Annotated in this window: 10 protein-coding genes; 4 read left to right on the top strand and 6 right to left on the bottom strand. The window is 40.9% G+C overall.

Annotated elements, in window-relative coordinates; all coding sequences use genetic code 11:
- The first annotated feature begins 108 nt into the window (after window positions 1-108).
- A complete protein-coding gene (locus tag BM291_RS14650; RefSeq protein ID WP_092898732.1) occupies window positions 109-429 on the top strand; it encodes a YbjQ family protein in 321 nt (106 codons plus the stop codon).
- Between the two features lie 55 nt (window positions 430-484).
- Here BM291_RS14650 and BM291_RS14655 read toward each other — a convergent pair whose 3' ends face one another.
- On the bottom strand, window positions 485-2899 hold the full coding sequence (locus BM291_RS14655; protein ID WP_092898734.1) for an alpha-ketoacid dehydrogenase subunit alpha/beta: 2415 nt from the start codon (window positions 2897-2899) through the stop codon (window positions 485-487).
- Between the two features lie 434 nt (window positions 2900-3333).
- Between BM291_RS14655 and ald the strand changes: the two genes are divergently transcribed.
- Window positions 3334-4452, top strand: a complete 1119-nt coding sequence (ald, locus tag BM291_RS14660) for an alanine dehydrogenase (protein ID WP_092898736.1) — start codon at window positions 3334-3336, stop codon at window positions 4450-4452.
- Window positions 4453-4576: 124 nt separating this feature from the next.
- On the opposite strand, the gene BM291_RS14665 is transcribed toward ald, so the two are convergent.
- From BM291_RS14665 to BM291_RS14680, 4 genes are all read right to left on the bottom strand, one after another.
- On the bottom strand, window positions 4577-5200 hold the full coding sequence (locus tag BM291_RS14665) for a DUF6992 family protein (RefSeq protein ID WP_092898739.1): 624 nt from the start codon (window positions 5198-5200) through the stop codon (window positions 4577-4579).
- Window positions 5201-5284: 84 nt separating this feature from the next.
- The gene (locus tag BM291_RS14670; protein WP_139229103.1) at window positions 5285-6220 is read right to left on the bottom strand and encodes a nucleoside hydrolase; all 936 of its coding nucleotides are present in this window, start codon (window positions 6218-6220) and stop codon (window positions 5285-5287) included.
- Between the two features lie 174 nt (window positions 6221-6394).
- On the bottom strand, window positions 6395-7051 hold the full coding sequence (locus BM291_RS14675) for a LysE family translocator (protein ID WP_317045667.1): 657 nt from the start codon (window positions 7049-7051) through the stop codon (window positions 6395-6397).
- The gene (locus BM291_RS14680; RefSeq protein WP_092898743.1) at window positions 7012-8562 is read right to left on the bottom strand and encodes a GH3 family acyl-acid amido synthetase; all 1551 of its coding nucleotides are present in this window, start codon (window positions 8560-8562) and stop codon (window positions 7012-7014) included. Before BM291_RS14680 ends, BM291_RS14675 begins: the two co-directional genes overlap by 40 nt.
- 48 nt (window positions 8563-8610) lie before the next feature.
- On the opposite strand from BM291_RS14680, the gene BM291_RS14685 reads away from it, so the two are divergent.
- Window positions 8611-9279 (top strand): YggS family pyridoxal phosphate-dependent enzyme, encoded by a 669-nt coding sequence (locus tag BM291_RS14685; RefSeq protein WP_092898745.1) that lies wholly within the window; start codon window positions 8611-8613, stop codon window positions 9277-9279.
- Window positions 9280-9479: 200 nt separating this feature from the next.
- On the top strand, window positions 9480-10676 hold the full coding sequence (locus BM291_RS14690; RefSeq protein ID WP_092898747.1) for an ATP-binding protein: 1197 nt from the start codon (window positions 9480-9482) through the stop codon (window positions 10674-10676).
- 165 nt (window positions 10677-10841) lie between these two features.
- Here BM291_RS14690 and BM291_RS14695 read toward each other — a convergent pair whose 3' ends face one another.
- Window positions 10842-13088 (bottom strand): Tex family protein, encoded by a 2247-nt coding sequence (locus tag BM291_RS14695; RefSeq protein WP_092898749.1) that lies wholly within the window; start codon window positions 13086-13088, stop codon window positions 10842-10844.
- Window positions 13089-13204 lie beyond the last annotated feature (116 nt).

Below are 13204 nucleotides of genomic sequence, written 5' to 3' on the forward strand. Positions count from 1 at the left end.
GTTTGATGAATTAAAAGAATCTACTCTAAGCAAGGTTCAAAACTTTTGGCAAGGTAAATTCGTGAAGTGAGACATAATTACTAATTCTAAAACTATTAACATATCACAATGATTGTAACTACCACTAACACTCTTGATGGCTACAGCGTGGAACAATACTTAGGTATTGTTTCAGGAGAAACCATTATAGGAGCCAATTTATTTAAAGATTTTTTCGCCAGTATCACAGATATAGTCGGTGGACGTTCTTCAGCATATGAGCAAGTTCTAAGAGAGGCAAAAGCTACTGCTATGACTGAAATGGAAATGCAAGCAAGAGCATTTGGGGCAAATGCAATAGTTGGAATTGACCTAGATTATGAAACCATCCGCGATGGAATGCTCATGGTCACTGCAAGTGGCACGGCGGTTAAAGTAATAAAGCATTAAAATAGAAAAAGCCCTTTAAAAGGGCTTTTTCTATTTATTGAACACGATACTTTCTCTATATCGATGGATATTTCTTAGGGTTAACCTCATTCATCATCGCATATACTTTTTCCACTACATCTTCTACACTAGGCTTGGAGAAATAATCCCCATCAGATGAATATGCTGGTCTATGTGGTTTGGCAGTGATAGTCTGTGGCTCTGAATCTAAATACTTAAACACATCCTGTCCTTCTATCACTTGCTGAAGCATAAATGCTGATCCGGCACCAGGAACATCCTCATCTGCAAAAATCACACGGTTGGTTTTCTTGATAGATTCGCCTATGATCCCGTGAACATCAAACGGCAATAGAGTCTGCACATCCAGCACCTCTATTTCAATACCAATCTCAGAAAGCTCAGTAGCTGCTTCCATGATGATTTTACACATAGAGCCATAAGTCACTATGCTCAAATCATTTCCTTCTCTTAAAATCTCTGGCTTACCTAGTGAGACAGTATATTCACCCAAGTTTGAAGGCATTTTTTCTTTCAATCTATAGCCATTCAGACATTCAATGACTATTGCAGGTTCATCAGATTTCAACAGTGCGTTGTACATTCCTGCTGCCTGTGTCATGTCTCTAGGCACACATACCACCATACCTCTCAGTGTGGAAAGTATCATGCCCATAGGTGAACCGGAATGCCATACTCCTTCCAATCTATGGCCTCTCGTACGAACAATCATAGGAGCTTTTTGCCCTCCTTTAGTTCGGTACTGAAGACATGCTACATCATCGGCAAGCATCTGCAGGCCGTATAGCAAGTAATCCAAGTATTGAATCTCAGCGAGTGGCCGTAAACCTCTTAAGGAAGCGCCAATTCCCTGGCCTATAATTGTACATTCTCTAATACCTGTATCTGAAACTCTTAATTCTCCATGCTTTGCTTGTAACCCCGCAAAAGCTTGGTTTACATCACCGATTTTTCCTACATCTTCCCCGAAAGTAAAGAATCGAGGATCCTTTTCTAATGTGTAATCAAAATAGGATTGTAAAATCTCTCTGCCATCTACCATGGGAGAATTGTCATTAAATTTGGCAGGAACTTCCTCCACATTCAACACACTCCATTTGGAATGACTATAAAGATGGCTGTTATACCTATCGAAATTCAAATCAGTCTGCTTCGCATACCATGCTTTCAAATCTGCCTTGGCTGCAGGCGAATCCAACCTTAAAGTCAACAGCGCTTTTCTCACTGCCACGACAACATCTTTTCTTATAGGATTGATCGTCTTGGACAGCTCTTCTGCGAGTTGATTGATTAGTACTTTACGTGTGCTATGTTGTGCAGCTGCTCTCAAAAGAACTACTGCTTCATTTAACTCATTTTTGATATCATTAGAAAACTTGGACCAAGCAGCTTCTTTCTCCTGCTTCACCTGCGCTTTGGCTTCTGCTTCTATTTTATCCAGTGCATCTGCATTAGCAATTTGGTTGCTCAGAATATATTCTCTGAATTTGGAAATACAATCCCAGTCTTTCTCCCACTGAAGACGCTTTTTGTCTTTATATCGCTCATGAGAACCTGAGGTAGAATGTCCTTGTGGCTGTGTCATCTCCAGTACGTGAATCAACACGGGCACATGAGAAGTTCTCGCCAATTCTCCAGCTTCAACATATGCATTTAGCAAAGCCTCATAATCCCAACCATTCACCCGCATTATTTCAATGCCCTTTTGTGAAGCTGATCTTTGAAAACCTGCTAAGGCCTCTGAAATACTGCCTTTGGTAGTATGGTATTCATTTGGAACAGAAATACCGTAGCCATCGTCCCACACTGAAATTACCATAGGCACTTGCATCACTCCTGCAGCATTGATAGTCTCGAAAAACATACCTTCAGAAGTAGATGCATTTCCGATTGTGCCCCAGGCGACTTCATTTCCATTTACAGAAAATTTGGTCATTTCCTTCAAACCCTTATTTTCTCTAAAAAGCTTTGAAGCATAGGCCAAACCAAGAAGTTTAGGCATTTGAGCGGCAGTAGGTGAAATATCTGCAGCGGAATTATATTTTTTGGTTAGATCCTTCCAGCTCCCATCCTCATTTAGAGATCGGGTAGCGAAGTGACCATTCATAAGTCGTCCAGCACTGGCTGGCTCTGCTTCTACATTGGTATAAGCGTAGAGCTGAGAAAAATATTGTTGAACGGTCAACTCACCGATCGCCAGCATGAACGTCTGATCACGGTAATAGCCTGAACGAAAATCTCCGAGCTGGAAAGCTCTTGCCATAGCTATTTGGGCTATCTCCTTTCCATCTCCAAAAATCCCGAACTTCGCCTTCCCCATAAAAACCTCTTTCCTGCCAACCAAAGATGCATGCCTACTAATCATAGCGACTCGAAAGTCTTCAAGTATGGCCTCTTTAGAAAGATTCGGAGAATTCAGGTTTTTTGGTACTGATTGAACTTCTGACATAAATGTTAATTTACTAAAGTTATCTGGGTTTTGCTTTTATGATTTTTTGAATCATTCAAAAATAGCCAAATCCATTTTCTATGCAAATTTCGCTAATATTATTTTTCAATCAAAAATTTTGAAAGCGATGTCAATCGATAGTTAAAACAAAATTATATTTTGAAAATAGATCAATAGACAATAATAGAAGTACGTAAATCAAAAACACTGTCCACTATAAACCAAGCATTTAGCAAAAAAATCTACTCAAAATTATCAATGCTTAAAATTAGAATTTTAAAATTTATTGAACACTTACAGGTTTAATCGAAATATAATTTTGTAATCTTATTTTTTTCCAAAGCATACCAAATACTATTCTTTAACGTGCAAGTTGGTAGCCTCTCGCTTATTATATTTGTGCGCGAATTTATTTAAATCCAAATATAGAAGTCATGATTATAGGTGTTCCTAAGGAAATCAAAAACAACGAGAACCGTGTAGCGCTTACCCCTGCCGGTGCTAAAGAGTTAGTAAAAAGAGGTCATACTGTTTACGTTCAACATACTGCTGGTGAAGGAAGTGGATTCCCAGACGAAGTATACGTAGAAGCTGGCGCTACAATTCTCCCAACTATCGAAGCCACATATGAAATCGCTGAGATGATTATGAAGGTGAAAGAGCCTATTGAATCAGAATACAAACTGATCAAAGAAAATCAATTGTTGTTCACCTATTTTCACTTTGCTTCTTATGAGCCATTGACTAAGGCCATGGTCGCTAGTAAGTCTGTGTGTCTAGCATATGAGACGGTAGAAAGAGCAGACAGAAGTCTTCCTCTTTTGATCCCAATGTCTGAAGTTGCAGGTAGAATGGCAGTGCAGAAGGGTGCAAACTATCTAGAGAAACCACTTGGAGGAAGAGGTATTCTTCTTGGAGGCGTACCAGGTGTACTTCCTGCTAAAGTTTTGATTCTTGGCGGTGGTATCGTAGGTACTCAAGCTGCTTGGATGGCTGCTGGACTAGGTGCTGACGTGACTATCATGGATCTCAACTTACAACGTTTACGTTATTTGGCTGATGTAATGCCTGCCAATGTGAATACCATGATGTCTAATGAATTTAACATTAGAAAATTGATTCAGAATCATGACTTGATTATTGGTGCAGTATTGATTCCAGGTGCTAAAGCTCCTCATTTGATCACCCGTGATATGCTTAAAGAAATGCTTCCTGGTACTGTACTAGTAGATGTGGCAGTAGATCAGGGTGGTTGCATCGAAACTTGTAAGCCTACCACGCATCAGGACCCTACATTCGTTATTGATGATGTGGTTCATTACTGTGTAGCTAACATGCCAGGTGCTGTGCCTTACACTTCTACCTTAGCTTTGACTAACGCCACCCTTCCTTATGCTATGCAATTGGCAGACAAAGGCTGGAAAAAAGCAGCTCAGGACAACCCAGACTTAGTCCCTGGCTTGAATATCATCAATGGAGACATCGTATATCAGGCAGTTGCTGAAGCTTTTAATATGGATTACACTCCAGTTGTAAAATACCTTGCTGACTAAGCTCAGTATAGTTCAAAATAGAGAAATCCCTCTGGTGCAAACTGGAGGGATTTTTTTTTGCCACGCAAAACACCTAGAGATTTACTAAAGATCACAGCATAGAAATCAGCTTTCTACTGGCTCGTTAATTCGTAACTCCAAGCGGAATAGAAATATTGAATCCCGTTGGGCCAAAACTAATCTGATTAACGATCTGCGGAAGCTCCTTAGCATGTGTATGGTGAAATGTATACATCACCGCATCAAATGTTAATAGAAAGGCACCTTGGAGAATAATTGACTTGCCAAATCCCACAAATTTATCTTTGTTGATCCTTAGTCCACGCTCTTTCAAATACATACCTCCAGCGATATAGGCCACATCTAGTGCAGCGTTGAAAAGTAAAATTTTCTCCATATTCTGCTGTGCTTCCATTGTACTCCAAAAATCAGCTCCAGGATTCTCCTTAGTTGCTTGCCAATATCCAAATCCGGCAATGACCAGATTCACAGAATTCCAGTATAGGTTCATTTGGTGAAAAGCCTTGGTTTGACCAGACGTCTGACCGGCAGCTATTCCTCCCCAAATCATATTTCCAACGGCCCAGCCACCCAGAATCAGCATTCCTTTTTCGTTATATGAAATTCTGGTTTGATTGTATCCCGTAAGCTCGGGGATGTTTTGGGCCAGAGTTTCAAAAGGAATGAAAGCCAGCAAGATTAAAATCAGAAAAAGGATACCTGAAAAAGAAGATGATTTACTGAGCATAAGACATTTTTAAAACCCTGAAATTTATTGATTTAAAACAAAACTTATAACTTCATAAAGGTCAAACTGTTTGGCCGAACTACATTAATCAGCAATCTGAGAATACATATCCAAACTTTTCCAGAAATCTACTTCCATCGCTTTAGCATCCAGTTTGGTATGTACTTGCACCAATCGCGGAGTATTCTCAGGAGGAGTCAAAAACTCAGATTTTGAGCTCCATGCTGGATTGATCAAGCTCTCAATAATCGCCACATCCCACATGATCCACCTTTTCTTTTCCTTATCCTCCTCAGTCCAAAAGCGATCGAAACTATCCCAACGAGCAACCAAATAATCCCCTAATTCTGATTTGCCTTTGAGATGCGCATCCACAGTCTTTTTCTCAAAAACCAAAGCCTGACTTGCCGTAGCACTCATGATGATCAGGTCCAGGTCAGGTGTGTTAAATAACACCTCCACAGCAAGCGTGTCATTTCCAGAGTTGAATTCTTTCTTATTGTAGTGATTGGTAGCTGCGTCATGCCAGATCCCAAGGTAATGCACCTGAATATTCGGTATAATAGTAGGGTCTTGCAATATCGCTGAAGCTACATTCGTACAGGAACCCAGTATAACCAAGCGAAGTGGATTATCCGGACTTTGCTGCTTGGCTTGCTCAATAATGAAATTAGAAGCGGGAGAAATCGCTGGTTTGCTACCTGATTCTATTGGCATATTAGCTCCCAAAGGCAAAGGAATATCCTGCCTATTCATTAGGCGGATGATGTCCTCATTAAGCACCTGACTCTCTCGAACAGTGCTATCAGACGCTATCGGGGAAGTATGCCATTGGGCAGAAGTAATTCCTCTCAGATCAAAACTTGGTTCCAAAATCGCCCGAACCAACGCATACAGGTCATCCACCTCATTTGCGGTATCAGCGTCAATGATGATGGGAATTCTCGTCTCTTCTGGCTTGCAAGAAATGAAAAATGTCAATAAAAAGATGCTGATTAAGCTCAGGGTGATTCTATGCATGAAGATTTTATTAGGGGTTTTAGGAGAGTTTGCAGTCACAGTGCCAGTCTTCAGTTGTTAAATTCAGTGTCGGTGCACTGCTCATAGCCAACGTTAACTCAACCAAGCTAAGTTTCATTACTGCGATAAAACCCTACCATGAGTTAACGCTCGTGTTACCTAGTGCATATTAAACTAACCCATCGCAAACCAAATCAGCCGGAAACCGAAACCGATCATGGCTATTCCCACTGCTTTGTTCAGCCAAAACATAAACTTGGGAGTCACAAATTGCGAGAGTTTCTTAGCGATATAGGCTTTAGTCAAGTCTATTGAGAAAACTGTAACCAGAATTCCAATGTAGTAAAGCCATACATCCACTGAGTCATACGATTCCTTCAGATGAACCAAACTGGCTATTGAAATCCAGAAAAGCAGTACAAATGGATTAATACCATTGATGCTGAATCCTTTTAGAAAAGCACTTCTTTTCTTGGCTTTCTTTACCTCCTCTAAGCTAACTTCAGGTTTGACGGTCTGCCTTTTCACTAGGTAGCTAATTCCAAAACCAATCAAAATAGCCCCACCTACATAACCCAAAACAGATTCAAAATAGGTAGCCTCTGCCAAGAATTTAATACCAAAAAATGTAAGTAACACATAAAGTGTATCACTGGTCAAAATCCCCAAGGCAACCATCGTAGCATAACGAAAACCGTTTTCCAGACTACTTTGAATTAAAGTAAAAAACACTGGACCTATCATCGCCGATAGCAATAACCCCATGCTTATTCCTTCCAGCAAAGCTTGACTCACAGCTTCACCTCGTTTTTGAGCAGAAACTCCTGCCAACTTGCCACTTTATCTCCTTTCAATACTCGTGGAAATTTGTATTGCCCACCTTCTTTACCTTGTTCTTTCAGCCAATCGTAAAAGAAGGAAGAAGGCAAAACTGTTACTTTCACCTGCTTCAAAGCATGGTTTCGCTCCACGGCATAGTCATCATTGAGTACCTTCAAATTTTCATCAATGGACTTTTTCAACAAACTTTTCTTGACTTTGTCGTCTGATCCTATGAACCAGTGATGCGCGAATAAACTTTGGTGAGGCACTCCGAGCACAGTGAACTCACGAATATTCATATCATGTTCTTCGGCAGTAAGCTCAATGGCTTTGTTCATATTATCCACCGAAAGATGCTCTCCACAAAGACTTAAAAAATGCTTTGTTCTACCGGTAATTATAATCTCTGATTCCTCCTTAGACACAAAACGGACGATGTCTCCAATCAAATACCGCCATGCTCCAGCACAAGTGCTGATCAGTAGCGCATAATCCTTGCCCACCTCGATCTCATCGATTTTCAATGTTTGAGCCTCTGTTTTGATATTTCCTTCTTCATCAAAATTCTCCTCATTGAAAGGCACAAACTCATGGAAAATACCATTATTCAGTACTAAACGCATGGATTTCCGATTTGGCAAAGCCTGAAATGCCAGAAAGCCTTCTGAAGCCAAATAGGTTTCGAGGTATAATAGTGGCTTGCCTAATAGCCTTTCAAAACCTTTTCTGTATGGTTCAAACGAAACTCCTCCGTGTACGAAAATCTGTAGATTTGGCCAGATTTCATGAATATTATTGAGCTGGTAATGTGCAATGATTTTTTCTATCAGGATCTGTAACCAAGCCGGCACACCCACGATAATTCCTATATCCCAGGATTCAGCTTTCTCTACGATCTGATCTAATTTATCTCCCCAGTTTTTGCTTCTAGAGATCTTTTTCCCTGGCTTATAAAAACGCTGAAACCAAATCGGCAATCGCCCGGTGGTAATACCACTCAGATCACCTGAGAAATAAGTACCATTAAACTCCAAATCAGTACTTCCCCCAAGCATCAAAATCCCTTTGGTCAAAAGTGAAGCTGGCAAGTCGTATTTAGAAAGTGACAAAATCTGACGAACACCTGTTCTACGGATAGCTTTCACCATATCCTTGGTGATGGGAATGAACTTGGAAGTAGCTCCTGATGTCCCACTGCTCAGCGCGAAATGTCTTACAGGGCCAGGCCAGGTGACATTTGGCTTGCCCTCCAGCAGTTTGTACCACCATTCGCTGTGTATGCGATCATAATCGTAAATCGGAACCTGAGCCTTGTATCGCTCATAAAACTCATCTTCTCCACGACGAAAGCCTTTCAGAATTTTAGGAAAATCATACTTTTTACCTATTTCTGTTTCAGCTGCCTGAATCAGTAATTTCTTCAATTCCTGTCGCTGAAGTTCTAGTGGATGAGAATACTCTTGTTCTAAACTCTCTCTCAGGCGAATGCCTTTTTTTAGCAAAGTACTAATGATCGCCATATCTTTGTTTTAGGCCTTTTGGAAAAAAGTAAAGCATAAAAATAGAAAATGGACATCAAAGCCAACCTCGAAGCAGTAAAAAAAACATTCAAAAGTGAGGATTGCCTACTGGTAGCAGTAAGTAAAACCAAACCACTCGAAGATCTAAAAACCGCCTACGAGGCTGGAATTAGGGATTTCGGAGAGAATAAAGTTCAGGAACTTCAGGTAAAGCAACCCGAAATGCCTGAAGATGTCAATTGGCATATGATCGGACACTTGCAGAGTAATAAGGTCAAATTCATAGCTCCTTTCGTATATCTGATACATGGAGTCGATTCCTTCAAGCTTTTGCGAGAGATCAATAAGCAAGGCAAAAAGATCGACAGAAGGATCAATGTGCTCCTGCAAATGCATATAGCCGAAGAAGAAACTAAATTCGGTTTTGATAAGCTAGAATTAGATGAAATGCTCTCCAATCCGGATTTCCTAAGCCTTAGTCATGTGAAAATCCAAGGACTGATGGGAATGGCAACCTTCACAGAAAACAAAGATCAAGTCAGGAAGGAATTCAGAAGTTTGAAGACTCTTTTTGAAGAATTGAAAAGTCGTACACTTCCGGATTTCGTCCAACTCGAAGATATCTCCATGGGAATGAGCGGAGATTACCTGATAGCCCAGGAAGAAGGAAGTACGATGGTGAGAATCGGCTCAGCGATATTCGGAGGAAGGAGTTAAGGTTGCTGTTGGTTGTTAGTTTTTTGTTGGTGAGAATTGTGAATTTAAAATTGGAGACTTACATCACTTAAAGAGTTTTAGAATAGCTAATCACTAATAGCGGAATCTATTTTGTCGATTTGAAAAGACAATATAAATATATTTATGTGGTTTATATTCGACAATTATTAAATATATTTGCAGAATAGATTCGACAAATAATGGATATTCTATTTTCAAATTCCCAAAACTTACTCAATCAAACTGACGGTAAGTTCTTCAGGTACCTTTTTGATAAAATAGAATGGAATCAGCGGATGATTGCCATTAAAGGGCCTAGAGGTTCTGGCAAAACAACCTTAATGCTCCAACGAATCAAGTATGGCATAAAGCCTCAATCCTACGAAGCGCTATACTTTTCTGCTGATCACTATTGGTTTTACACCCACAATCTGGTAGAGACAACCGCAACTTTCTACGAAAATGGTGGTCGCTTTTTATTCATCGATGAAGTTCACAAATACCCGAATTGGTCACGGGAGCTCAAGAATATTTATGATTCATATCCTGATCTGAAAGTGGTATTCTCCTCCTCTTCAGCACTGGATATTTATAGAGGTGAATCCGATTTGAGTCGCCGCGTGATCAGCTATGAATTACCAGGAATGTCGTTTCGGGAATACTTGAATTTAACTCAAGAGAAGAATTTTCTACCAGTTTCTCTTGCAGAAATCCAGAATTCACATTCACAAATCACTCCTGAGATCACCTCAAAACTCCAACCCCTACCAGCATTCAAGGAGTACTTGAAAAGGGGTTATCTCCCCATCATCACCGAGTCAAACCCAGAATCCATCCCGGTTTTCCTCCAGCAGATCATCAACACTGTAGTTGAGTCTGATCTGGCATTTATAGCCGATTACAATGCTGGAACAGCTTATAAAGTCAAAAAATTGCTTGGTGTATTGGCAGAGTCAGTTCCTTTCAAACCGAATGTATCTTCGATTGCAAGAAAAGTGGAAACCAGTCGGGACTCAGTGTATGAATGGCTTACCCAATTAGAAAAAGCCAGATTACTTAATTTCCTGATCGCAGAAGGTAAAGGCATTTCACTTTTACAAAAGCCTGATAAAGTGTACTTAGAAAACACCAATCTATCCTACGCATTAAAGGCAACTCCAGAAATCGGTTCGGTGCGGGAAACCTTTCTACTAAATCAACTCAAAAACATCAAAAAAGAAGTTCGACTTCCAAAGTCAGGTGACTTCCAACTGGATGACCTAGTGATAGAAGTTGGTGGTAAAAACAAAGATGCAAGCCAAGTGAATCACCTAGAAAACTACCTCATCGCAGCCGATGAGATCGAGCTTGGCTTCGGTAAAAAAGTACCGCTGTGGATATTTGGGATGATGTATTGAAAAACTCCGTCCATGTAAGTGTCCTCACTCACATTATCAACCAGAGTTAGAGAGAACTTAAATTACAACGTTAAGCAAAAACAAAACAGTCGTGAGTGAAGACACCCACGACTGACGAAAAGTAATTTCTTTGCGCCTTCTTTGCGCTTTTTGTGTTTTAAAATTCTATCCTCCAAACTTCCCTTTCAGCATCTTTAGTTTATCCGCCATTGAGCCTTCAGGTTCTTTGGTTTGGGTTCTGACCTCAGGCTTTTTCTCCATCTTTTTTCCGCGCTCCGCAAAAGGATCTGACTTCATGCTCAGCCCAACGCGCTTTCGTGGAATATCAATTTCCATCACTGTCACTTGCACTTTTTGATTCACGGATACGATCTCATTCGGATCTTTCACGAAGCGATCTGCCAGATGACTCAAGTGCACCAAACCATCCTGGTGAACTCCCACATCTACGAAAGCTCCAAAAGCCGTGATATTTGTCACCACGCCTGGTAGCTTCATTCCTACCTTCAGATCAGACATGCTATTCACTGATTCTTCGAAAGCAAAAACCTCAAAGCTCTCACGTGGATCTCTTCCTGGCTTGGCCAGTTCCTCCAAAATATCCTGAAGCGTAGGCAAACCCACAGTTTCAGACACGTAATTCTTTAGGGAGATTCTATTTCTCAAGTCATCCGAACTCATCAAATCAGAAACCGAAGCATTCACGTCTTTAGCCATTTTTTCTACCAATGCATAGCGCTCTGGGTGAACAGCTGAGGAATCCAGCGGATGTTTTGCCTTGCTGATTCTCAGGAAACCAGCTGCTTGCTCAAAGGCTTTATCTCCAAGTCTTGGTACTTTTTTCAGTTGAGCGCGGCTCTTAAATGGTCCATTCTCATTTCTGAAATCAATGATGTTTTGCGCAAGCGTCGGTCCTAATCCGGAGACATAAGTCAACAATTGTTTGGAAGCTAAATTCACCTCTACTCCTACTCCGTTTACCGCCGACATCACCGTGTCATCCAGCGCATTTTTCAAAGCATTCTGATCCACATCGTGTTGGTATTGGCCTACACCAATGGATTTCGGATCTATTTTCACTAGTTCCGCCAATGGATCCATCAATCTACGACCTATAGAAACGGCTCCTCTCACTGTCAAATCAAGGTCAGGAAATTCCTCCCTAGCCACATCTGAAGCAGAGTAAATAGACGCTCCTGATTCATTCACCATAGTTACGATAACTGATTTTGGAAGACCAAGCCCTTTCACAAAAGCTTCTGTTTCACGACCTGCAGTACCATTTCCTATGGCTATAGCTTCAATCCCAAATTTTTCTACCAACCCTTTTACATTCATCGCAGCCTCTTGATTTCTACGGTTGGCTTCGTGAGGGAAAATAGCTTCGTAATGTAAGAATTGACCCTGAGGACCCAAACAAACCAATTTACACCCAGTTCTGAACCCCGGATCAATAGCCATCACGGACTTCTCTCCCAAAGGAGCCCCAAGTAATAATTGGCGGAGATTCTCTGTAAATACTTTGATCGCTTCCTCATCCGCTTTACGCTTGGTAAACAGACGAACTTCTGTTTCCATGCTTGGTTTTAGCAATCTTTTGTAACATTCCTTAATGGCGAGTCTCACCTGATCCACAGAAGAATTTGCCGCATCGGCAAGAATCATTTTCTCCATCTGATAGATCGAAGATGCTTCTTCTGGCACCGAATCCAACATCAGGAAAAGTTCTTTTTCCCCTCTTCTCATCGCCAAAACACGGTGAGAAGGCGCTGTCTTTATAGGTTCAGACCAGTCAAAATAATCCTTGTACTTAATGGCTTCTTGCTCCTTGCCAGGCAGAACTTTCGAAGAAAAAACTCCTTCATTAAGGAAAAGCTTTCGCATCCTTTCTCTCAACTCTGCCTTCTCATTGATCCACTCAGCCATGATATCACGGGCGCCTTGCAATGCTTCGTCTATGCTATTTACTTCTTTAGAAGCATCTACAAACTTCTCTGCTTCGGCTTCTAGATTGATAGAGTTCTGCCCAAAAACCTGCTCAGCAAGTGGTTCCAGACCTTTTTCTCTGGCAATAGTAGCCTTTGTTCTTCGCTTAGGCTTGTAGGGCAAATAGATGTCTTCCAGCTTCGACATAGTCTCGGCATCTTCTACTTTAGCCTTTAATTCTGGCGTCAATTTCCCTTGTTCCTCTATAGATTTCAAAATGGCTTCCTTACGCTTAGCTAGCTCTCGCAACTGCAATACACGGTCACGGATAGCAGCTACCTGTACCTCATCCAACTCACCAGTCGCTTCTTTTCTGTATCGAGAAATAAACGGAACCGTACCTCCATCATCCAGTAATTGCACAGTGGCATTCACTTGGTGCGGTTTGATTTGGAGTTCGGCGGCTATTTTTACTTCGTAATTCATATGGAAATGGGAAATCTACTCTTAATTTGTACCGCAAGGTAATGGTCATTTTGGAGACAAAAAGAGTGAAGTGTGTGTAATGTCACTAAGCGTCTGGAAATGTGCGAGTAATTTTG

The organism is Algoriphagus aquimarinus, assembly GCF_900112005.1.
Classification (GTDB): Bacteria; Bacteroidota; Bacteroidia; order Cytophagales; family Cyclobacteriaceae; genus Algoriphagus; species Algoriphagus aquimarinus.